Source organism: Fructilactobacillus sp. X8R2C1 (assembly GCF_059900955.1).
This window is the reverse complement of sequence record NZ_JBWXVI010000003.1, coordinates 31,977-55,068: the sequence shown is the minus strand read 5'-3', so window position 1 is coordinate 55,068 and position 23,092 is coordinate 31,977. Positions and strand designations below refer to the sequence as shown.

The 23,092-nt window shown below is 40.1% G+C and carries 22 protein-coding genes and 1 tRNA gene; 20 read left to right on the top strand and 3 right to left on the bottom strand.

Annotation, left to right across the window (positions count from 1 at the left end):
- Nucleotides 1-39: 39 nt before the first annotated feature.
- A complete protein-coding gene (locus AC6UD6_RS04235; protein WP_500694015.1) occupies nucleotides 40-738 on the top strand; it encodes a 2,3-diphosphoglycerate-dependent phosphoglycerate mutase in 699 nt (232 codons plus the stop codon).
- A 29-nt stretch (nucleotides 739-767) separates the two neighbouring features.
- Here the strand turns inward: AC6UD6_RS04235 and AC6UD6_RS04230 are convergent, their stop codons facing one another.
- Nucleotides 768-1,244, bottom strand: coding sequence for a MerR family transcriptional regulator (locus AC6UD6_RS04230; RefSeq protein ID WP_500694014.1), 477 nt, complete (start codon nucleotides 1,242-1,244; stop codon nucleotides 768-770).
- Nucleotides 1,245-1,428: 184 nt separating this feature from the next.
- On the opposite strand from AC6UD6_RS04230, the gene AC6UD6_RS04225 reads away from it, so the two are divergent.
- Nucleotides 1,429-2,910, top strand: a complete 1,482-nt coding sequence (locus tag AC6UD6_RS04225; RefSeq protein WP_500694013.1) for an MDR family MFS transporter — start codon at nucleotides 1,429-1,431, stop codon at nucleotides 2,908-2,910.
- Entirely contained in the window at nucleotides 2,910-3,680 is a 771-nt protein-coding gene (locus AC6UD6_RS04220) for a DUF4811 domain-containing protein (protein WP_500695784.1), read from the top strand. The genes AC6UD6_RS04225 and AC6UD6_RS04220 overlap by 1 nt, the downstream gene beginning before the upstream one ends.
- A gap of 35 nt (nucleotides 3,681-3,715) precedes the next feature.
- Here AC6UD6_RS04220 and AC6UD6_RS04215 read toward each other — a convergent pair whose 3' ends face one another.
- Nucleotides 3,716-4,609 (bottom strand): metal ABC transporter solute-binding protein, Zn/Mn family, encoded by an 894-nt coding sequence (locus AC6UD6_RS04215; RefSeq protein ID WP_500695783.1) that lies wholly within the window; start codon nucleotides 4,607-4,609, stop codon nucleotides 3,716-3,718.
- A 70-nt stretch (nucleotides 4,610-4,679) separates the two neighbouring features.
- Between AC6UD6_RS04215 and AC6UD6_RS04210 the strand changes: the two genes are divergently transcribed.
- A tRNA-Thr gene (locus AC6UD6_RS04210) sits at nucleotides 4,680-4,752 on the top strand.
- A 56-nt stretch (nucleotides 4,753-4,808) separates the two neighbouring features.
- On the opposite strand, the gene helD is transcribed toward AC6UD6_RS04210, so the two are convergent.
- Complete coding sequence (gene helD, locus AC6UD6_RS04205; RefSeq protein ID WP_500695782.1) at nucleotides 4,809-7,121, bottom strand: RNA polymerase recycling motor HelD; 2,313 nt, start codon at nucleotides 7,119-7,121, stop codon at nucleotides 4,809-4,811.
- 307 nt (nucleotides 7,122-7,428) lie between these two features.
- On the opposite strand from helD, the gene trpS reads away from it, so the two are divergent.
- The 16 genes from trpS (at nucleotide 7,429) to AC6UD6_RS04125 (ending at nucleotide 23,056) form a co-directional block, all read left to right on the top strand.
- On the top strand, nucleotides 7,429-8,448 hold the full coding sequence (trpS, locus tag AC6UD6_RS04200) for a tryptophan--tRNA ligase (RefSeq protein WP_500695781.1): 1,020 nt from the start codon (nucleotides 7,429-7,431) through the stop codon (nucleotides 8,446-8,448).
- Nucleotides 8,449-8,499: 51 nt separating this feature from the next.
- Nucleotides 8,500-9,435, top strand: coding sequence for a Ppx/GppA phosphatase family protein (locus AC6UD6_RS04195; protein WP_500694008.1), 936 nt, complete (start codon nucleotides 8,500-8,502; stop codon nucleotides 9,433-9,435).
- Between the two features lie 8 nt (nucleotides 9,436-9,443).
- Complete coding sequence (locus AC6UD6_RS04190) at nucleotides 9,444-10,709, top strand: hydroxymethylglutaryl-CoA reductase, degradative (protein ID WP_500695780.1); 1,266 nt, start codon at nucleotides 9,444-9,446, stop codon at nucleotides 10,707-10,709.
- On the top strand, nucleotides 10,696-11,667 hold the full coding sequence (locus AC6UD6_RS04185) for an IpaB/EvcA family protein (protein WP_500695779.1): 972 nt from the start codon (nucleotides 10,696-10,698) through the stop codon (nucleotides 11,665-11,667). Before AC6UD6_RS04190 ends, AC6UD6_RS04185 begins: the two co-directional genes overlap by 14 nt.
- Before the next feature lie 9 nt (nucleotides 11,668-11,676).
- Nucleotides 11,677-12,387, top strand: a complete 711-nt coding sequence (locus tag AC6UD6_RS04180) for an NAD-dependent protein deacylase (protein WP_500695778.1) — start codon at nucleotides 11,677-11,679, stop codon at nucleotides 12,385-12,387.
- Between the two features lie 8 nt (nucleotides 12,388-12,395).
- Nucleotides 12,396-13,244 (top strand): DUF72 domain-containing protein, encoded by an 849-nt coding sequence (locus AC6UD6_RS04175; RefSeq protein WP_500695777.1) that lies wholly within the window; start codon nucleotides 12,396-12,398, stop codon nucleotides 13,242-13,244.
- Nucleotides 13,245-13,310: 66 nt separating this feature from the next.
- Nucleotides 13,311-15,353, top strand: a complete 2,043-nt coding sequence (metG, locus tag AC6UD6_RS04170; RefSeq protein WP_500695776.1) for a methionine--tRNA ligase — start codon at nucleotides 13,311-13,313, stop codon at nucleotides 15,351-15,353.
- 60 nt (nucleotides 15,354-15,413) lie between these two features.
- Nucleotides 15,414-16,187, top strand: a complete 774-nt coding sequence (locus tag AC6UD6_RS04165) for a TatD family hydrolase (protein ID WP_500695775.1) — start codon at nucleotides 15,414-15,416, stop codon at nucleotides 16,185-16,187.
- A 1-nt stretch (nucleotide 16,188) separates the two neighbouring features.
- On the top strand, nucleotides 16,189-16,758 hold the full coding sequence (rnmV, locus tag AC6UD6_RS04160) for a ribonuclease M5 (RefSeq protein WP_500695774.1): 570 nt from the start codon (nucleotides 16,189-16,191) through the stop codon (nucleotides 16,756-16,758).
- The gene (gene rsmA, locus AC6UD6_RS04155) at nucleotides 16,751-17,641 is read left to right on the top strand and encodes a 16S rRNA (adenine(1518)-N(6)/adenine(1519)-N(6))-dimethyltransferase RsmA (RefSeq protein ID WP_500695773.1); all 891 of its coding nucleotides are present in this window, start codon (nucleotides 16,751-16,753) and stop codon (nucleotides 17,639-17,641) included. Before rnmV ends, rsmA begins: the two co-directional genes overlap by 8 nt.
- 72 nt (nucleotides 17,642-17,713) lie before the next feature.
- Nucleotides 17,714-17,944 carry a Veg family protein gene (locus AC6UD6_RS04150; RefSeq protein ID WP_500695772.1) on the top strand — a complete coding sequence of 77 codons (231 nt, stop codon included), beginning with the start codon at nucleotides 17,714-17,716 and terminating at the stop codon, nucleotides 17,942-17,944.
- Between the two features lie 209 nt (nucleotides 17,945-18,153).
- Complete coding sequence (locus AC6UD6_RS04145; protein ID WP_500695771.1) at nucleotides 18,154-18,852, top strand: metal ABC transporter ATP-binding protein; 699 nt, start codon at nucleotides 18,154-18,156, stop codon at nucleotides 18,850-18,852.
- Nucleotides 18,845-19,645, top strand: coding sequence for a metal ABC transporter permease (locus AC6UD6_RS04140; protein WP_500693997.1), 801 nt, complete (start codon nucleotides 18,845-18,847; stop codon nucleotides 19,643-19,645). Before AC6UD6_RS04145 ends, AC6UD6_RS04140 begins: the two co-directional genes overlap by 8 nt.
- A gap of 107 nt (nucleotides 19,646-19,752) precedes the next feature.
- Nucleotides 19,753-20,580, top strand: coding sequence for a pur operon repressor (gene purR / locus AC6UD6_RS04135; protein WP_500693996.1), 828 nt, complete (start codon nucleotides 19,753-19,755; stop codon nucleotides 20,578-20,580).
- 24 nt (nucleotides 20,581-20,604) lie between these two features.
- Nucleotides 20,605-21,984: a bifunctional UDP-N-acetylglucosamine diphosphorylase/glucosamine-1-phosphate N-acetyltransferase GlmU gene (glmU, locus tag AC6UD6_RS04130; protein WP_500695770.1), complete on the top strand. Its 1,380-nt coding sequence runs from the start codon at nucleotides 20,605-20,607 to the stop codon at nucleotides 21,982-21,984.
- Nucleotides 21,985-22,063: 79 nt separating this feature from the next.
- On the top strand, nucleotides 22,064-23,056 hold the full coding sequence (locus AC6UD6_RS04125) for a ribose-phosphate diphosphokinase (protein WP_500693994.1): 993 nt from the start codon (nucleotides 22,064-22,066) through the stop codon (nucleotides 23,054-23,056).
- The last annotated feature ends 36 nt before the right edge of the window (nucleotides 23,057-23,092 follow it).

Sequence of the window (23,092 nt, the reverse complement as noted above, 5' to 3'; positions counted from 1 at the left end):
AAAATGAGTTAGTATAAAAACAAAAGAGGGGTAATTACAATGGCTAAATTAGTATTTGTTAGACACGGCCAAAGTGAATGGAACTTATCGAACCAATTCACTGGTTGGGTTGACGTTGACTTAAGTGAAGAAGGAGTTAAGCAGGCTAAAAATGCGGGTAAATTAATTGCTGAAGCAGGAATTCAATTTGACCAAGCTTACACTTCAGTTTTAAAGCGTGCCATCAAGACTTTAAATTATGTGTTGGATGAAAGTGACCAATTATGGATTCCAGTTTTGAAGTCTTGGCGTTTAAACGAACGTCACTATGGTGCACTTCAGGGCCAAAATAAGGCTGAAGCTGCTGAAAAATTTGGTAAGGAACAAGTTCACATCTGGCGTCGTTCATACGATGTTTTGCCTCCACTTTTGGACGCAAATGATGAGGGATCAGCTGCTAAAGATCGTCGTTATGCTGACTTAGATCCAAAGGCGATCCCTGGTGGTGAGAACTTAAAGGTTACTTTGGAACGAGTTATTCCATTCTGGCAAGATCACATTGCTCCTAAATTGTTAGACAACAAGAATGTGATCGTTGCTGCCCATGGTAACTCTCTTCGTGCTTTAACTAAGTACATTGAAGGAATCTCTGATGAAGACATCATGAACGTTGAGATTGCTACTGGTCAACCAATTGTTTATGATATTGACTCTGACTTAAACATTTTAGACAAGGTTAAATTAGGCGAAAATAAATAATTTAATCTAAACCAAAAGACACTTCCTAATTAATTAGGAAGTGTCTTTTTTGTATCCATTAGTGTGATTTTACTACCACGATCGCTTACTTTGATAATGACCGATTTACTGGGGTCGTCTGAAAGAGGTCCCATATTAATGCAGTAGTCGTCATTTTTAGTTTTAACGTATTGAACCCGATCAAGGATTAATTTTTTAAAGACTTTACTGATTTCTTCGTGACGTTTTGCCTTATCTACTGCCGTGGCTAGAGTAAATCCGGACTCTAGATAGGATTTGATTAATAAAACGGTTACTAAGGTATAAATGCTATATCGCTTGTTTTGATTTTTATGAACTGGTAAAGAAGTAATGTATCCTCGCTGCTCCCAGTAGCGAATCTTACTTTGGGAAAGACCGGAGCATTTGGAAATATCACCAATGCCAACCGAAATGTTATTTTTTTTGATGATTTTTCCGAGTCGTCCGTTGAGGTCAGCTACTTCTTGATCATTCTCATTTTCCAAGGGTTTACCTACTTTCTATGCTTAATCAAACTCGATGAATTCATTAAATAATACAATACTAATTATATGTAAAATAATGAACGTGTCAATTAAATTGACATAAACATCGGATGGTTGTATAGTAGTTGGTGTTGTAATTTTGAGCAAATATTAATTAATTAAGCTTTTGAAAGGGGCATATATAATGCATAATATTCCTGCTGTTGATGCGAATGGCAAAAAGTATAATCGAACCATGTTTGTCATTATTCTTTTGGTTGGAACTTTTTGTACGGTTTTAAACCAAACCATTTTGTCAACGGCTTTTCCAACATTAATGCGTGCCTTTAATGTTAATACCTCGACCGTTCAGTGGTTAACCACCGGATTTATGATGGTTAACGGAATTTTGATTCCAGTTAGTGCCTGGTTGAGTGGACGTTTTAACACTAAATGGCTGTACTTATCAGCAATGATCATCTTTGAGATTGGAACGGTGGGGTCATGGATAGCTCCAAGCTTCTGGTTTTTATTTGGATCACGTTTGATTCAAGGTGTTGGAGTTGGTATTGCCATGCCATTACTTCAGACTATCATGTTGTCAATTTTTCCAGCAGAAAAACGGGGCACTGCCATGGGACTTGCTGGAATCGTCGTTGGTTTAGCGCCTGCCATTGGGCCAACTTTGTCTGGATGGGTGATTGATACTTCATCTTGGCGAAATTTGTTTGGGATTATTGCTCCCATTGTTGCCATAGTCATTGTTTTAGGACTGTTTTTTGTTAAACCAGTTCTTCCAACTAAGAAGAGTAAGCTAGATTATCTCTCATTAGTTTTGTCTACCATTGGTTTTGGTAGTTTACTTTATGGATTCTCGTCAGTTGGAAATGACGGTTGGGGAAGTCCAACTGTCATTTGGGGATTAATTATTGGAATCATTTTTATTATTCTCTTTGGCTGGCGTCAACTGGTCATGAAGAACCCGTTCTTGAATTTAAATGTTTTTAAATCACGTGAATTTCGACTTGGAACCATTGTCAGTGCGGTGGTCTTCATGGGAATGGTCGGAGTTGAAATGGTCTTACCTCTCTACTTACAAATTGTTAGAGGGATGAGTGCTTTTCATTCCGGATTGACTCTATTACCCGGAGCACTTTTAACCGGATTTATGAGCCCAATTACTGGAAGACTATTTGATAAGTTTGGGGCCCGTCGTTTAGCAATGGGTGGATTGTTCTTATTGACGGTTGGAACTTTTCCATTTTTATTTTTAACAAAGGATACTCCAACCATTTACGTTGTTATTTTGTATGCGATTAGAATGTTTGGGGTGGCAATGTCCATGATGCCAGTAACGACATCTGGAATGAATGCTCTTCCAGTTTCTGAAATGGGACATGGAACTGCTGCTAACAATACCTTTAGACAGGTTTGTGGATCAATTTCAACGGCCGTTATGATTTCAATTCTAGCCAACGTTACTACCAATAATATGCCAGCAAAACACTTACTTAAAATTAATCCATTGGCATATCGAGCTGGAGCAATTAACGCTAATTTGAAAGGATACATGGCAGCCTTTGGAGTCGCATTCTTAATCTCATTAATTGCCTTTCTTTTGACGTTTGCGTTGAAAAAGGGTCATGTTACTGAAGATCCTGTTTTTGAAAAGGGAGGTAAAAAATAATGATATTTATCTTACTAATTATTTTTGTAATTGCCTTTTTCTTAACGTGGAATTTGATTGCTAATAAAAAAGTGGCAACCTCTTTAGGCCTTATATTTGCTACTTTGATTATCATTACGATTGGTCTAATGATTGCCAATTACCACAATCACTTTGGGATGGAAAAGAAGACCACGGTTAAGACCACTTCGTTTACATCAGTGAACAATCAAGCCAACATGATATTGTATAAGAAGATTGGTCAGACTAATGATAAAGTTGTGATCTACAAAAAGAATGTAAGTCAAAAGAAGCCAACCGTAACACCTGCGATTGACACTACGAATGAAATCAAACCAGGTGGCGATTCAAACAAACTGGTTACGAAGAAACAAGATTGGGTCTACAAAAATAAATTTTACAAAGTCTTCTTCATGTTTGCTCAAAAAGAAGCCTTTATTAAACGTACGAATACTTTCCACGTAAAATCAGGTTACATGGTATTCACACCTGAACAAGCTAAAGCATTTGGGAAGGCCATGAAACAAGAGGCTGCTCAAATGAAGCAGTCACAACAAAATCCTGAAGCTCAGCAACAGATGGCTGCTTCTGGGAAACAGTTTGTAGCAGCTAAGATACAACAAGCTATGGCCGAAAATCCAAAGATGTCACCAAAGGACCAAGCTAAGCTGCAAAAACAAGCTGAGAATGAATTTAAGGCGCAAATGCAAGCAAAGGTTAAAGGGCAAATGGAACAAAAAGCGATGGAACAAGCTTTAAAGGTTAACTAGATAAAAAATGATGCTCAAATTTTGAGCATCATTTTTTATTGCTGTTTTTGGATTTTTTCAAGTTCTTGGTATTGATTGTTCATCCACTGCATGTAATTCTGGCCCTTTGGAGCAGTCTCTGAGACGTTTAAAATAGGAACATGATGTGTTTTAGCGTACTTAACCATTTGCGTTACCACCGGGCTATCGGATTGAGTGTTATTAACAAAGAAAGCAATCTTATGGTTGCGCATGTCACTTTGCAGGTTAGAAATGTCACTGACTGAAGGATCGACGCCCTTTTCGATCGCATTTGAGAACCCGTAGTCCTTAAGTTTGTAACCAAGGGCTGAAAGTGAGTAGTCAAAGACGGGCTCGCTGGTAGCAACTGATTGACCGTGTGAATTCTTTGATAACTGCTTGATTAACCGTTGCGTTTGGCCCCATTCATTTTTGTATGTTTGCGCATTTTCCTCAAAATATCCACGGTGATCCGGATCAATCTTACTGTAGACGGTAACTAGATGATCAACCAAATGGTCCATGGTAGTTGGTTTATACCAAATGTGTTCGTTGTCGCCATCTTTTTTATGCATCAATTTGCCAACGTTTACGTCTTGTTGATGATCGTTTCCAGCGTTTTGAATTAATTCGTTCATCCAATCGTCATAACCAATTCCATTTGAGATGACCACGTTTGCCTTGGCAACTTCTTTCGCGTTGTTAGTTGTTGGTTCAAAGTCGTGTGGATCAACGTCTGAATTGATGATGGACGTGTTGTGACCATACTTTCCGACGACTTGTTGGGCAGCATCACCATAGAAGTTCACCGAACTCACAATCTGAATTTTCTTTGGGTCATGGGCTGCCGATTTGTGACAGGCTGTGAGTGGAATCATCAGTAGTACGAGACAAGTGACTAGGAGGGAAAGTTTAAAATGTCGTTTCATATTATCGTCCTTTTCTAATCTTTATGAATTCTATCCTAGTGTACCATTTTTGGTGTGGTAAAATAGGAATGCCATTCTAGCTCAGTAGGTAGAGCATTTCCATGGTAAGGAAAAGGTGCCGGGTTCGACTCCCGGGAATGGCTTATCGGTTATTTTCATAGTTTAAAACTCTCACTACGTAATCGTAATGAGAGTTTTTTTATTCAGCTGTTGAATTTTTGCTGACTTTAATTAAATTATCACTGATGGCTTGTTTGGGGATCAACGGGGAAACTTCGCCTTTACACAACAGGGTTAACGAATGCATGGCTCGCGTCAGAATTGTGTAAAGGACTCCAAGTGAGTGCTGATCAGGGTAATTCTTTTTTGAGACGTCCCAGGCAATGACCGAATCAAATTCGAGTCCCTTGGCCAAGTAGACGGGAAGTACGACAACTGGTGAAGTCATATCTCGGTCACTATCTTTTAATAATGTAGCATCATAGTGAGCGTTGACCTTTTGATAAACTTGTTTGGCCGATGTGGCATCCCTAGTAATGACCGCAACGGTTTCGTGTTTTTGAAGTTGGTCGTTGATAACGTCAAATAAAGAACTTGTTAGTTCATTAAAATTGTCCTTCACGATTAGCTCAGGCTTTTCCCCATTTCGGTTGAAGGCCTCGATGTTATTTCCATCTGGTAATAATGACTTGGCAAAGGACGTGATGGGATAGGTTGAGCGGTATGAACGATTCAGCTGAATTAGTCGCGAATGTTTACTAGGAATGGCATCATTAAGCTTGTCCAGTAACGTTTGGGCTGACTCGACATCCTTGAAAATGGCCTGTTCACTATCACCAATCAGGTTGAACTTAGCTCTCGGAAAAATGAGCTTGAGATACATAATCTGGGCAATTGAGTAGTCCTGAATCTCGTCGACGAAAAGGTATTTAATGTTAACGTTTTTGTTTTCCCCACTGAAACGATCCCTCAAGTATAGTAGGGGGGCAGTGTCATCCAAACCAATTTGGTGAAATTCAATGTGATTTAGGAAATCATTTTTGCTTTGTTTAAAAGCATCTGGTTCAACATTTTCAGGCAACTTAACGTGGTCAAGAAAATCGGCGTATTGAACGTATGGATCGAAAAACTCATCGTTGTAGATGGCATCGTACACGGTACTAAGTCGATCTTTAACTAGTCGCGTGGCAATGTAGTTTCGTTCATCGTCTAGTTCCTCAAAGTCATTTAAGTGTTTTTCTCCCAGAAGATTGTGGTACTGTTCTTCGCTCATGGTGTCGATAATGTCAGCGACCCATTTTTTCTTAGTTTCATCGTGAATACGGTTCTTCAGTCTCTTGATTAAGCGGTTCTTCGTTTGCAGAAGTTTTTCACTGCTAGTCATTCCACTGGGTAAACTAGCGTAAATCTCACGAATTTCCTTTTTAGAAAAGTAAACTTCACCATTAAAGTGAATATCATCGAACTTGATTTGATCAGAAGTGAGAGTTTGGACGTAGTTTTCAATCTGATCGATGAAGTTCTGACTATTTTTGAATTCGCGAAGTTTAGAATCAGAATCATGATCAGAAGCTTCGTAACGTTGAAAAAGGGTCTGAACTTTCATGCCCTCAAGTCGGTGGGCAAAAAATTCAGCTAACGTAACCTGACGCATATTACGTTCCCCTAAACTTGGCAGCACATCCTTAATGTAGTTACTAAAAAGAAGATTCGGAGAAAAGAGTAGGATTTGGTCAGCATTTAAAGAGTCCCGACTGTGATATAACAGAAAAGCAATCCGTTGTAAGAGTGCTGAGGTCTTTCCTGATCCAGCTACTCCCTGAACGACCAACAGATTACTGGTGGTATCTCTAATAATGTCATTTTGTTCGTGCTGAATGGTGGCTACAATGTTCTGCATCTTTTCGTTGTTTTCATCACTTAAAGCACTCTGCAAGAGTTCGTCGCCAACCGTTTCGTTGGTATCAAACATGTTGATGATCTTGCCGTCTTTAATCTGGAATTGACGTTTCTTTAGAAGGTCAGTGGCTTGTTTTCCATTGGGAGTGTCATAAGCAACTTTTCCAAGTGTACCATTATAGTAGACACTTGAAATGGGAGCTCGCCAATCATAGATTAAAAATTCACCGTTTTTATCGATGAATGACGCCTTTCCAATGTATAGGTGATCAACGTCAGAAAAGCCCTCGTCTGAGATGTCAATTCGACCAAAGTAGGGTGATTTTTTAAGGTCCTGATAAGTGGCTAGTTGGCCCTCAACAATGGCTTGATCCTCAACCACTTTGTTAGTTAAGCTTCGTTGTTGTTGCAGGTCAGCGCTGGTTTCGATTCGGTCATCAGCTTCCAAATAATTTGCGGATGTGTTAGTCCCGTAGTCTTTTTGAACTCGTTGAGTTTCTGCCTTGGCTTTTTGGTATTCGGTTTGGGTGTCTTGGATTTTTTCGTCCAACTGGGAACCAACCCAGGTGACCCGCTCTTGCTCTTTGTTTTTTTCATCCTTATTCAAGTGCATACTCCTCCCTTTAATTCGTGAATAATTCTAATTTGAAAAGCCGGTACTGTCAATTTTTTCGTGTTTTGACAACCCGTCATAAATCGCATAAAATGAAATTAATATGTATTTAGTTTAGTAAGTAGTGGAGTCAAATAACAGAGAGGCTATGTTTACTGAGATTAGTCAGACGACACGAACTGGATAATGGGTAACAACCTTATAGTTTAAGTGGCAGAGAAATCTCTGCAATTTAGGTGGTACCACGTGCAAGGCGTCCTATTGATTATTCAATAGGACGTTTTTTATTAAAGAAAGGAAAATTACTATGGCAAAAAAAGAAATTGTATTAACTGGTGATCGTCCGACAGGAAAACTTCACATTGGACACTACGTTGGTTCGTTAATGAGCCGTTTAGAGTTGCAGAATTCGGGTAACTACGATCCATTCATTATGATTGCTGACATGCAGGCTTTAACCGATAACGCTCGTGATCCAAAGAAGATTCAAAACAGTCTGTTGCAGGTAGCCTTGGACTATCTAGCGGTTGGACTTGATCCAAATCAATCAACAATCTTTGTCCAATCTCAGATCCCAGCCTTAAATGAACTGACCATGATTTATCTTAATTTAGTAACGGTTTCCCGGTTGAAACGAAATCCGACCGTGAAAACTGAGATTAAACAGAAAAATTTTGGTGAAAGTGTACCAGCTGGTTTCTTCATTTATCCGGTCAGTCAAGCTGCTGATATCACCGCCTTTAAGGCAACCGTGGTTCCGGTTGGAGAAGATCAAGAGCCAATGATCGAACAAACCAGGGAAATTGTCAGAAGCTTTAATAGTGCCTATCACAGAGACGTATTGGTTGAACCACAAGGTTTCTTTCCACCGAAAGGCATGGGGCGCATTCCCGGCCTCGACGGAAATGCCAAAATGAGTAAGTCGCTTAACAATGCTATTTACCTTGCTGACGATGCCGATACCATTAAGAAAAAAGTGATGTCCATGTACACGGATCCAAAGCACGTCCACGTTGATGACCCAGGTCAAGTTGAAGGGAACACGGTCTTTACGTATCTGGATATTTTCGCTCACGACAAGCAAAAAGTTAGTGAACTTAAAAAGCAATATCAACACGGTGGTCTTGGAGATGTTAAAATTAAGTTGTATTTAAATGAAGTTTTGCAAGATGAACTCAAGCCAATTCGACAACGTCGAGAAAAGTTAGCTAAGAATCCTGAGTATGTCTACCAGGTCTTAAAAGACGGAAGCGACGCGGCTAACATTGTTGCAGAAAACACCCTTGAAGAAGTTCGCGATGCCATGGGGATTAATTATTTTAAGTAGATAAATTGTCATAGCACCAAATATGAATAAATACTTGAGGAGGAGAATCGAATGGAGAACTTTGTTATCATTGATATCGGTTCAAACTCAGTCAGAATGGCAATTTATTGCATCGATTCCGATGGAAGTTATCATGAGATTAAACGCGTTAAGAACGATACGAGATTGTCTGAGGGAATCGGACAAAATAACATTTTACAGATAACTGCAATGAATCGTACGATCTCGGCGCTTCGATCCTTTAAGTCAGAGTATTCAAAGTATAAAAACGTTGTGGTTCGTGCCATTGCTACGGCAGCGGTGCGCCAAGCTCAAAATCAAAAGGATTTTTTACACAATGTTTATAAGCAGCTTCACATTAAGATTCGCGTGTTAACCGGCAAGGAAGAAGCTTACTATGATTATCTAGGAATCTCTGATCGATTGGCGGTTAAAGATTATCTCTTGATGGATGTTGGTGGTGCTAGTGTTGAAATTATTCAGGTTAGAAACCAAAAAGATATCCATTGTATCAGCGTTCCCATTGGAGCAGTAAAAATTTCGGAACAATTTCATTTGATTAACCAGGTGACTCCAGCTGATTTATTTGCGGCTGAGTCTTATGTTATCGAAGTGTATAGTCGGATTCCTTGGATTAAGAAGCCCCTTCATTATCCGATTGTTTTGATTGGTGGAGCTGCCCGCGCAATTGCAAGAATTAATCGGCAGTACCAACATTTAAGCCATGTTGATCACATCCAAAATTTTCAGTTAACCAGAAAACAAGTCAACAGTACGATGGAAATGTTTCTGAGTAAGACTTTGGCTGAGCGTCAAAAGATTAATGGACTTGAAAACGACCGTGCCGACGTCATCATTGGTGGTTCCCTTTGTTTAACTGTCATGATGCATTTTATTGATTCCAAGCGGGTCATTTTCTCAAACGGTGGCGTGCGTGAGGGACTGATTAATGAATACATTGAGAATAGTCCTCATTTTAGAAAATAGGTGTCATTTTGAACGATTTTAATGGATTTTATAAAAAATCATATCAAAAACGGTTACAGCAGGTTGCCAAATTTGCCGATCTTGATCGAACACAACTTGATGTGATTGAAAGTCACTTCGTAGACGCTAGTAGCCACATGATTGAAAACTACCTTACTGACTACGGATTGCCAGAGGGGGTTGCAACTAACTTTGTAATTAACGGAGTCGAACATTTAATTCCGATGGTGATTGAAGAACCCTCGGTCATTGCGGCCGCTAGTAACGGCGCCAACATGCTTCGTGTTGGTGGCGGCATTCAGGCTAAGTCTCAGAGTCGCATCTTGACTGGTGAAGTCATTTTAGGAGTCTCGGATCCGGTTCAATTTACCGAATGGGTTGAAAATCATCGAGTTAAATTAATTCAGGTTGCACACGATGCTCATCCCACAATTGATAAATACGGTGGTGTCCACGATTTGACCGTCTCACCTCTTTACGATCATTATCTGGTGATTGAACTGTTCGTTGACGTCGGTGATGCGATGGGGGCTAACATCATGAATTCGATGCTTGAGGCTCTTTCGACATACATTGAAATCAACACTAGTCAATCATCTTTAATGAGTATTTTATCGAATTATGGGGATAAAAATTTGGTTACAGCATCAGGAACCGTTCCGTTTCATGCCCTAAAACGAGGTCAATTGGACGGGAAAAACGTTGCTGAAAAAATCGCAGAAGCCTCATTAATTGCAAATAAGTACCCAAAACGGGCGGCAACTCACAATAAGGGGATCATGAATGGGATTGATGCGGTTCTCGTTGCCACTGGTAATGACTGGCGCGCCGTTGAAAGTGCGGTTCATTCCTATGCCGCAAGGGATGGTCAGTATCGTGGGGTTGGTCAATGGCGAGTTACTCCTGACGGATTAAAGGGAGAAATTACCATTCCGGTACCCTCAGGAATCATTGGTGGTGCAACTCGGCTCTTTTCAATGAGTAGGATTAACTATCAAATTTTAAACGTTAGCTCTGCCATGCAATTCATGGAGGTGATTGCTTCTGTGGGATTAGCACAAAATCTGGCAGCCCTAAAGGCGCTTGTAACCGATGGGATTCAACGGGGTCACATGAACCTTCAGATGAAATCACTCGCCATGTCTGCTGGAGCTTCCAGTAAGAACTTGGACATGGTGATTAACGCATTAAAGAAATTACCAACAAATCAAAGAAACTTAGAAAACGCAAAACAAATTATAGAAGGGAAGTTTGGATCAGATGGCCGAAAATAATGATAATGTGCAATTAAGTAAGACGACGCAAGGCTTAATTAACGAAGTCAGTCACTTTTTTCCAGGGGATGTTGAGGTTCAATTTATTGGCAACTTAAAGTCCGGTTATGTGCGACATGACCAAGCGCAAGTCGTGCAAGATGGTGATCGACTTTACGTGCAGATTAGAGATCTGACTGAGCCGGATTTTACTGCTACTCATGAGTTGTTACACTTGTTAATGACACTCCGTGGTTTTCCACAGATTTACTTTCCCCTTACTAGTGGGGATAAGCAACTTGATGAACAGTTAATGTACATGGGAACTGAGTTGTACGATGATGTATGTCACTTTGTCGTGTATGCTGAACAGAGAAAGCACGGTTTAGTTGATGAAGCGGTTGAAAAAGAATATGTTAAGGGTGTTAGACAGACGATTACCCCTGAATCTGGGAAGGTAGACGATGAAATGCCGTTACGATTGGTGACCATTCTGGATGCCATGATTTTTCTTGGCGACCACTTTGATCAGTACGCCGATGTATTTCAAACGAGTTTTCCCATTTCTTTAAAGGCCGCTAAGGAACTTTACGCAATGCTCACAGAGAAGCCGGTGGACTCACCATTTACCCTCAGACGCGATGTGGTCAAACTATACCGTGATTTTGATAAACAGATGAATAACTGGGAACTACCAGCCTTACAATTAAATGATTTTGTGATGCTAACGGCGGTCTTCTCAAAGCGCCAACTCGGTTTGCAAGTGAAACAGGTTTTTAACCTTTATCACTCAGAATTAAAGGAGACCAAGACTAACAAAAGAGCGTACGTGGGCTTTACCAAATCGGATGACCAAAATTCGTTTGTGACAAGTGGTCCAGCTGGTAAAAAGGCAAGTGAAGACTATTTCAAAGAACTATATTCAAAGACGGTTAAAGAGTTGTATCAAGACTTACGGATTCCATATTTATTGAGATAAGGTGACAATATGAATCAAGATAATATTCAAGAAAAGTTTGATAATGCTAAAAACATCGTATTTTTAACGGGAGCAGGAATCTCTACCCCTTCTGGAATTCCCGATTATCGTTCTAAGGGCGGATTGTATACGAATGACAAGAGCAGTAAACCAGCGGAATATTACTTGAGTCATGACTGCTTAGTAAATGAACCTGAGGTATTCTACGAGTACGTCAAAAAGAACATGTACTATCCAGATGCTCAACCCAACATTATTCACAAAAAGCAGGCGGAATTAACCCGTCAAAATCGGGCTAGTATTATCACTCAGAACGTTGATAATCTGTACGAAAAAGCTGACGCAAAGAGCCTGAATGAGTTTCACGGCAACCTCTATGATATTTACTGCCAAAAATGTGGCAAACACGTTGATTATCAGGAATATATGAAGAGTATGTATCATCAAAACTGTGGTGGAATTTTGCGCCCTAACATTGTTTTATATGGTGAGGGAATTAATCCTCAAACAATTGAAAATAGTGTTCGATTGATGAGTCAAAGTGATCTAATTGTGATTGTCGGAACTTCAATGCGAGTTTATCCGTTTGCCGGATTACTTGATTACCGTAATCCCAGTGCCGATGTGATTGCGATTAACCAAGAGAAACTTAATTTTCCGTTTCCGTTTACCATGGTGCAAGAAGACGCCGTTGATTTCTTTGATAAACTGAAAGTATAGGTGGTAACGTGATTTTAATTGGACTGACAACCTGGTCTGATCATCCATCGCTGATTAACGGGGAAGATCGCAAAGTGACTTTATCGGAGTATGCACAGCATTTTCCGATTGTTGAAGTTGATAATCCGTTTTACGGAATCCCCAAGATTAAGACGGTGGAGAATTGGCAGAAGCAGGTTCCAAATAATTTTCAATTCATCTTAAAGGCCAATTATTTGATGACCAAACATCATTTGCCACAGTTTGGTGAAGATAATGAGCAGGTTAGAAGAGAGCAATTTATGCGGTATGGTGAGATGGTTGCTTCACTGGTTGACAGTAACCAGTTGGCATCCGTTTTATTTCAATTTCCGCCGTACTTCCGTTTAAACAACGATAACATTAGGTACCTTCGACTAGTTCGTGAGTGGATGGGAAGTTTACCCATCTCAGTTGAGTTTCGTAATCCTAGCTGGTATGGTGATGAAATCTCAAATGATGTCCACGATTATCTAAAGAGCCTCAAAATGAGTGAAGTGATCGCTGACGAGCCTCATAACCTGTCAGATGGCGTGCCCTTTGAACCCGTTGTTACGGATAAAAATTTCGTCATGCTTCGACTGCACGGTCAAAACCAAAAGGGCTGGTTTGAAAAGAGCTCCCAGTGGCGTAAGAAACGGACTCTGTACCGTTATAACGAAGAGGAATTAAAGCATTTTGCCGAAGTTGTTGATGATCTACGCCAAAAAGCTAAGGTAGTTTGCGTCATTTTTAACAACAACTCTGGTCATGATGCGGCTGACAATGCCCTTCAGTTAAAAAAGATTTTAGGATTGAACTTTGGTGGGTTAGCTCCCATGCAACTCGATCTGTTTTAAGGGACAAAAGTAGTATAATATTGGTACGATTTAGTTTGTACGATAGGAATAAAGGAGCGAATTGGGATGGCTGAAAAACCAACATATTACATTACAACACCAATTTATTATCCATCAGGAAGGTTACACATCGGGAACGCTTATACGACGGTTGCCTGTGACGCACTGGCTCGTTTTAAGCGGGAATCTGGCTACGACGTGTTTTATTTAACCGGAACCGATGAACACGGACTAAAAATTGAACAAAAAGCAGAAAAGTTGGGTGTTGATCCTAAAAGTTACGTTGATAAGATGGCCACTCAAATATCTGACTTGTGGGCTAATTTAGATATTTCTAACGACGATTTCATCAGAACCACTGATGATAAGCACGTAAAAGCCGTGCAAAAAATATTTCAAACGTTACAAGACCAAGGCGACATCTATCTTGGACAGTATTCGGGGTGGTACTCGGTTTCAGACGAAGAATACTTTACCGAATCACAATTAGCAGAGGTTTATCGTGATGCTGAAGGCAACGTGATTGGCGGAAAAGCCCCATCTGGACACGAAGTTCAACTTGTTAACGAAGAGTGTTACTTCTTTAAGATGAGTAAATATTCTGATTGGTTAATGAATTACTACAAAGAGCATCCTGACTTCATTGAGCCGCATTCTAGAATGAACGAAATGGTTAACAACTTCTTAAAACCAGGTTTGGATGACTTAGCGGTTTCGAGAACCACCTTTAAGTGGGGAGTTCCCGTTAAGTCAAATCCTAAGCACGTGGTTTACGTATGGATTGATGCATTGTCAAACTATATCACTGCCCTTGGTTATGACAGTGATAATGACGAGTTGTTTAAGAAATTTTGGCCAGCTGATCTACAGATGGTTGGAAAAGAAATCGTTCGTTTCCATACCATTTATTGGCCAATTATTCTTCACGCCCTTGGTCTCCCACTGCCAAAGAAAATTTATGGCCACGGCTGGCTGACCATGAAAGACGGAAAGATGTCCAAGTCAAAGGGCAACGTAATTTATCCTGAGACGTTAATCGATCGTTATGGATTAGACGCTACCAGATACTATCTGATTAGAGCAATTCCGTTTGCAAGTGATGGGATTTTTACTCCTGAAGACTTTGTTGATCGGGTTAACTATGACCTAGCTAACGACCTTGGTAACTTGTTGAACCGAACGATTGCAATGGTCAATAAATACGAAGATGGCGTAACACCTTCATATCATGATTCTGATGATCAACCGAGTGTTGATTTACAAAAAGTTGCTAAAACAACCGTTTCAGAATTTAAACGGTTAATGAATGACACTCATTTATCTGATGCCTTGGCTGAGATTTGGAAATTAGTTTCTCAAACCAACAAGTACATCGATCAGACCGAGCCATGGACCTTGGCTAAGAACAAGGATGACGCAGATGACCAAGCTAAATTAGCAAACGTCATGAGTCATTTGGTTGCCAGTCTGCGCTTGATTGCAATCTTAGTAAGTCCAATCATGCCAAATGCGGCGAATGAAATGTATCGTCAATTAGGTCTTGATCAGATGGATGGGTTTGATATCAAGAATGCCGCTCTTTCTGGACTTCCTGAAAAACAAAAGGTAATTGAGAATGGTGAACCAATTTTCCCTCGTTTAGATCGCGACGTTGAAGTTAGATTCATTAAGGATCAGATGACTCAATCTGACAAAACAAAGGGTCGTTCAGCAATGAAACGTGCTGACCAAAAGAAAGCTTTTGACCCAGAAAAAACGATTTTGAAGTCAGAGAAGAAGACCTTGGACTTTAGTGATTTTGAAAAAGTTGAATTAAAGGTCGCAGAAATTAAAAACGTTGCTAAAGTTGAAAACGCAGACAAATTATTGAAGTTTCAACTTGATGCTGGCGATGACGGTGACCGTCAGATTGTTTCTGGAATTGCCAAGTGGTATCCAGATTTTAAACAGTTAATTGGTAAAAAAGTGATCATTGTTTCTAACTTAAAGCCAAAGAAACTTCGTGGTGAGTTAAGTCAGGGAATGATTTTGTCCGCTGAACAAAAGGACGGTTCAATTAAAGTAGCAACTGTTGACCAAACTTTAGATAATGGCAGTACTTTAGAGTAGTAAAAAAGTTTCACTAGTCAATGATTAGTGAAACTTTTTCGATTATGAAAGGAATAGTCAATGAAAATATTTGATTCCCACACTCATTTAAACGATCAACCATTCCAAAATGATATTGAGGGCTACGTTCGACACGCCAAAAGACTTGGTGTTGTTAGAATGGCTAACGTCGGGTCCAATACTGAGCTAAATGAGCGTTCCTTGGAGATTTCAGCTCAGTACGACAATCTGTATTCAATTATTGGATGGCATCCAGAAGACGCTATGAATTACAATCACGAGCAGGAAGAACTGCTCGAAAAGCAACTAGAAAATCCGCAAGTTGTCGCTGTGGGTGAGATTGGAATGGATTATTTTCAAGATGTCACACCGAAAGACGTGCAAGAACGAGTCTTTCGGCGACAAATTGAAATTGCCAAAAACATGCATTTACCAATCTCAGTTCATAACCGGGATGCCTTTGAGGATGTTTATCGGATTTTAAAAGATGAAAATATTGGTGAAGTCGGTGGCATTATCCACAGTTTTAACGGAGATAGTGAATGGATGAAGAAATTCGTTGATTTAGGGATGGTGGTTTCATACAGTGGGGTCGTGAGCTTCAAGAAAACCAAAGAGGTTCATGAAGCCGCTCGTTTAACTCCGCTGGATAAGATTCTAGTGGAAACGGATGCCCCGTATTTAACGCCAGAGCCGTTTCGCGGACGACAAAATGAACCGGCTTATTCTTTGTATACCCTAGAAGCAGTTGCCAGATTTAAAGACATTGATCCTGATGTGGTCGCAAAGGCGACGTACGAAAATACGAATCGAATATTTGGATTGGATAATTAAAATGAAAAGAATTAAAGAAGTAATTGTGGTGGAAGGAAAAGATGATACCAAACAAATTCAACGAGCCGTTGATGCTGATACGATTGAAACCCGGGGCTCTGCGATTTCGGATGAGACCCTCGATCTAATTGATCGGTTGGCACAAACCCGTGGAATCATCGTTTTTACTGATCCAGATTTTTCTGGGGAAAAAATCAGAAAAATAATTTCAGATGAGATTCCAGAAGCAAAGCATGCCTTTTTGAAAAAGTCGGAAGCAGTTCCTGATACACAGAAGGGATCCCTTGGGGTTGAGCATGCTAGTCCAGAAGCAATTCGGAATGCCTTGTCTGAAGTGTACACCGAAAGCGATGAGAATCCAGAAGTCATTAGTAAGCAGGATTTGATTCAAGCTGGTTTAGTAGGAACGAAAGAAGCCAAGGAACGCCGACTGGAACTTGGTGAATTGCTTCATTTGGGGTATGTTAACGCTAAACAAATGCAAAAAAGATTGCAAATGTTTGGCATCACGAAAAAACAGTTTAACGATGCACTAAAACAAGTTGATGATAAGGAGGGATTAGATGAGTAAAGTTCCCGCAATCGGCAGTCCAGCTCGGACCCAGGCCATCTTGAACCGATACCGTTTAAATGCGAAGAAAAGCTTGGGGCAAAATTTCTTGAACGATCTTGGAGTTTTAAAAGAAATCGTTGCAGTTGCCCAAATATCAGAAGCCGATGATGTAATTGAAATTGGACCTGGCATTGGGGCATTAACTGAACAAATTGCTCAATCAGCTCACGCCGTAATGGCCTTTGAAATTGACGAGAATCTTCTCCCAATCTTAGATGAGACTCTCAGTCCCTATGACAACATTAAAATTATTAATGAAGACTTCTTGAAGGCTAATCTGCCAAAATTAATTAAAGAAAACTTTGATGGAAAACACCACCTAAAAGTTGTGGCTAATTTGCCTTACTATGTCACCAAACCAATCTTGATGGATATTTTAAAGGGCAACGTTAAATTTAATTCAACGGTGTTGATGATGCAAAAAGAAGTGGCAGAACGAATTAGCGCAAAGCCGGGCAATCGCGACTATGGGGCTTTGACGGTTATCACTCAGTATCTTAAAAACGTTGAGATTGCAATTAACGTATCGGCCAAGTCCTTTATTCCCTCACCAAAAGTTGATTCTGCGGTGGTCAAGTTAACCCCGAAAACAGATAAAAAGGTGATTGCTTACGATGAAAAAGCTTTCTTTGGCTTTGCGCATGGATGTTTCATGCACCGAAGAAAGACACTCTGGAATAATTTGCAGGGTATTTTTGGAAAGAAACCTGAGGTAAAAGAACAAATTGAACAGGATTTAAAACGGTTAGGCATTAATAAGTCAGACCGTCCCGAACAGTTATCGGTTGATCAATTTGTGAAAATGGCAAATCAGTTTCACATAAGTGGATTGCTGGCATAACAGGCTATTCATCCATTACCTTTACATTATATTGATTTTAATGTATAATAGTAATACGCGAGGTGATTGATAATGCCAACTAGTCTATCTAAGATTAAATTATTTCTAGATAATCACATTGGACAGGAAATCCATGTAACTGCACAAGCCGGAAGAAAACGAACTAACGAATATAATGGGGTTCTGGCTGAGACATTTCCCGCTGTATTTTTAATTACACTTGATCCAGACGAGAAGTTAGGACAAGTATCATACAGTTATACTGATATTTTAACCAAGAACATCGAGATTAACTTTGTTTAATGAATTGACCGAAAGGTCTTTTTTTTTGCTTTATATTATTAGTAGTTAGTAAGATGATGTGGGTATTTAAATTAGTCAAGATAATCCATGATTTCCCCGAGCTGTTAGTTGCATGTCTTAAGATAACAGTGTTATATTAGTTGAGAACTATTGATTAGTTAGTAAGCTTCGTTAGTACTATTGAAGCTCGAAATGGTAGGAGTTTAAATATGGATGACTTAGTTTTAAAGATAGAAAATTTAACCGTTAATTTTGCGGATAAACACGTTTTAAGTGATTTGAGCTTTAATGTGAAACGTGGTAGTTTTTTAAGTATTGTAGGCCAGAATGGAGTAGGAAAAACCACCTTGATCAAAGTGATTCTTGGCCAATTGAAGCCCACCAGTGGAAAGGTTCAGTTTATCCCGGATCGTTCCCAAGTCAAGATTGGGTATGTGCCCCAGTTTAGAAATATTGATACCGAATATCCGTTGTCGGTAAAAGATTTTGTTGCTCTAGCTTTTAGTGGTTTTAAACTACCGTGGCTTTCAAGAAAAGATCGTGAAACGTTAAATCAGGTCCTAACTGAGACTAACCTAACTGATATTGCCAAAGAACCATTAGGAAGAACTTCCGGGGGGGAAAAACAGCGAGCTTATCTAGCACAGGCGCTGGTAGTGAAACCCGATCTTTTGATTTTGGATGAATCGACGGCAAGTCTTGACCCAGAGGCCAAGGAGAACCTGCTTAATGTGGTTTCCGATCTAAACGTCAAAAGTGGGTTAACCGTAATTTTTGTTACGCATGACATTCCGCTAGCAAAGAAGTTCGCAAACGAATACCTGTTTTTGCGTCCTGATAATTATGAATTTGGACCAATTAAGAACTTAAATGTTGAAGAATTTTGGAAGGGGCAAGCCGATGTTTAGTTTTGAATTTATGCGTAATGCCTTTTTAGCAAGTACCATCATTGCGGTGGTCTGTGGGGTCATCGGGGTGTTTGTCGTTTCAAGAAACATGCCGTTTCTGACCCACACCCTATCCGAGATTGGGTTTGCTGGAGCTTCCTTTGGAATGTTTGTTGGGATTAGTCCGTTAAACGGGATGCTACTCTTTACCACCATTAGTTCGGTTCTCGTTGGGAGAATGAGTGCTGGCTCCGTTGCCGAAAGACGAGAAGATACCATCAGTGCTGTTTCGGCCCTCTTTATTGGACTGGGAGTCTTATTTCTAGCCCTTTCAAACAGTAGTGCTAGTTATGCCACTAATATCTTGTTCGGAAGTATTGTCGGAATCAGTGCTTCTGAAGTCCATCAGATGATTTGGTTATCGGTGATTGTGTTAATCGTGACCCTATGTATTTATCGGGACTTAAAGTTTGATTCGTTTGATGCAGTGGGAGCCAGAGCCCAGAAAATTCCAAGTGGAATCCTCTCATTGATTTTCCTAGTGATGCTGGCCTTAAGTGTCTCCGTGGCTGCTCAAATTGTCGGGGCACTTTTGATTTTTATCCTTTTGACTTTGCCAGCTGCGAGTGCTAAATACTTTGCCCATTCAGTCGGAAAAATGATTGGACTGGCCATTGTTTTTGGTTTGATCGGAGTTTGGGCTGGATTAACGCTTGGATACTACACGAACTGGCCGGTCAGTTTCTTTATTGCTGTTATTGAGGTTGCCATTTACTTTGGATCACTTATTTATAATCACTTTAGGGAGGGCTAATTTGATTTAGTCCCTCTTTTTTTTACTCTTTTTTCGATAAAGTGAAGTAAAACACGAACATTTATGCTAAAATTTCCTTGTGTGCCAATTTATGACGAGGTGAAAGCATGAAATTTAAAAGAAGTGAACGATTAGTAGATATGACAAACTATCTATTAAACCGTCCTCATACATTAGTACCATTAACTTTTTTCGCTAAGCGCTACAATTCTGCTAAATCTTCCATTAGTGAGGACTTAGCCATTGTGAAGCAAGCATTTCAACAACGTGGGATTGGTCTGGTTGAGACCGTTCCCGGAGCTTCTGGGGGCGCCAAATTTACGCCATACATTTTAAAAGAGGCGGCTGATCAGTTTATTAAAGAGGTCTCTGACATCTTAAACGATAACGATCGTTATCTTCCTGGTGGTTATGTTTATATGTCCGATATTTTAGGCCAACCGGAGAAGTTGAAAACCATTGGGCGGATCATTGCCACCCAATACCTGTTTCAGAAAGTTGACGCAGTACTAACGGTGGCAACGAGAGGAATTCCAGTTGCCGAAGCTTCTGCCACGTATTTAAATGTGCCACTGGTAATTGCTAGGCACGACTCTCAAATTACTGAGGGGTCGACCGTGAGTGTTAACTACGTTTCGGCATCTAGTCAGGAAGTTAAACGAATGACCATCTCAAAAAGAAGCCTGAAGCCAGGTTCTAACGTTTTGATTGTTGATGATTTTTTGCGTGGTGGCGGAACGATTTCTGGTCTGACGTCTCTGATTGATGAGTTTGATTGTCATCTGGTGGGCAGTACGGTTTTTGTTGAAACCGATGACCCAGGTCACAGAAAGGTTACTGATTTTACTTCATTACTTAAAATGGATATTAAAGATGATCAGATTGAGATTAAACCTGGCAATTATGCCCAAAAAATTTTTGGGAGTACAAATTAAAAATTAATTACAAGGGGAACAAAAATGAGTTCAAAGAATACGATTATTTTAGCGGCTGGTAAGGGCACTCGGATGAAGTCCAAGTTATATAAAGTTCTCCACCGAATTTGTGGGAAATCAATGGTTGACCATGTTTTGACGCAGGTATCCAAGTTAGATATGGATAACATCATCACGATTGTTGGTTACGGTGCTGAAGATGTGGAAAACGAACTGGGCAATCGTTGTGAGTACGTCGTCCAAGATAAACAACTTGGGACTGGCGATGCCGTTGCACGAGCTGAAGGACTTTTAAAGAACTCAGATGGTGAGACGTTAGTTATTAGTGGTGATACTCCATTATTTACCTCCTCTACTCTTAAGCAACTCTTTGAGTATCACGAACAAAAAAAGGCCACCGCGACCATTTTGACGTCTAAAGCTCCTGATCCGACTGGTTATGGCCGGATTGTTAGAAATGACATTGGGATTGTAGAAAAGATCGTGGAGCAAAAGGATGCTACGCCGGAAGAGCAGGGCATTCATGAGATTAACACTGGGGTTTACGTGTTTGATAATCATTCGTTATTTGAGGCTTTGCACAAGATTAATAACGATAACGCTCAGGGTGAATATTATTTAACTGATGCCATTGAAGTTTTAAAAAATGAGGGTCACACAATTGCTGCCTACAAGATGGCGAACTTTAATGAATCGATGGGTGTAAACGATCGGGTCGCTCAGGCCCGTGCCACTCAAATTATGCAAGCCCGGATTAATCGTCAACACATGCAAAATGGCGTTACGATTGTGAACCCTGCTGATACTTACATTGATAGTGACATTAAGATTGGTCAAGATACCATTATTGAACCAGGAGTTCAACTGCAAAACGGAACGGAAATTGGGAGTAACTGTATCATTGGTGCCCACTCTAAAATTTCTGGTAGTAAAATTCATGATAACGTTAAGGTCTTCTCTTCGGTAATTGAAGATTCTGAGATGATGCCAGGTTCTAATATCGGACCAGATAGTCATTTAAGACCAGGCGCTAAGATTGAAAAGAACGTTCACATTGGCAACTTCTGTGAGGTTAAAAGTGCCACCATTGGTGAGGGAACCAAGATGGGTCATCTGACTTATGTTGGCAATGCTAAACTTGGTAAACACATTAATATTGGTTGCGGAGTGATTTTTGCGAATTACGATGGAGCCCATAAGCACACCACAACGGTTGGTGATGATTCTTTCATTGGAAGTAATTCCAACTTGATTGCCCCAGTCCACATCGCTGATCATACCTTTATTGCGGCTGGTTCGACCATTACCGACGACATGGATCAGTATGACATGGGAATTGCTAGAGAGCGCCAGACTAACAAGCCGGGTTATTATAAAAAACTTCCCTTTAAAGGCGCTAATTAATTTGAGCTAAATAGTGAAATTGTTTTCTGAAAATAATATAATGGAATTGATTAGGTAGGAAAAAAATGTGGGGGTTATAATGGCTGAAAAGTATGCTGATCCAAAATTAAAGATTTTTTCTTTAAATTCAAATCGTCCGCTTGCAGAAAAGATTGCTAAACGAGTGGGAGTTCCCTTGGGAAAGGCTTCCGTCAGTCGCTTTAGTGATGGTGAGATTCAAATTAATATTGAAGAAAGCATTCGTGGCGATAACGTTTATATTATCCAATCAACTTCTGATCCCGTTAATGATAATTTAATGGAATTATTAATCATGATCGATGCTTTAAGAAGAGCAAGTGCCAAAACCATTAACGTGGTTATTCCATACTATGGTTACGCTAGACAAGATCGAAAAGCACGAAGTCGTGAACCAATTACCGCTAAGTTAGTGGCAGACATGCTGGAAAAAGATGGAATCACACGTTTGGTAGCCCTTGATTTACATGCTGCTCAAATTCAAGGATTCTTTGATGTTCCCGTTGATCATTTGATGGGGGCACCGCTCCTTGCTGATTACTTCATCAAGAACGGACTCGCAAAAGACGCGGTAGTTGTTTCACCTGATCATGGTGGGGTGAGTCGAGCTCGTGCCATGGCTGAGTTTTTAAAGGCTCCAATTGCTATTATTGATAAGCGTCGCCCAAAAGCCAACGTTGCTCAAGTTATGAACATCATTGGGGATGTAAAGGGGAAGCGTTGTATTATGATTGACGATATGATTGATACAGCTGGAACCATTACGAAAGGTGCGCAAGCCTTAATGGATGCTGGTGCTTCAGAAGTTTATGCATGTTGTACCCATCCCGTCTTATCAGGGCCAGCAACCGAAAGAATCGAAGCTTCGCCAATTAAGAAACTGGTTGTGACTGATTCCATTCAGTTACCCGATTATAAAAAAATTGACAAGATCAAACAAATTTCAGTTGCACCATTAATTGGAGACGCAATTACTAGAATTAACGAAAATCGTCCCGTTAGTCCGCTGTTTAGTCATCGGTTTGACTATGGTAAGGATGATGAAAAAAAGTAATGGATAAAAAATAATCTTAGCTTAAAATGCTAAGAT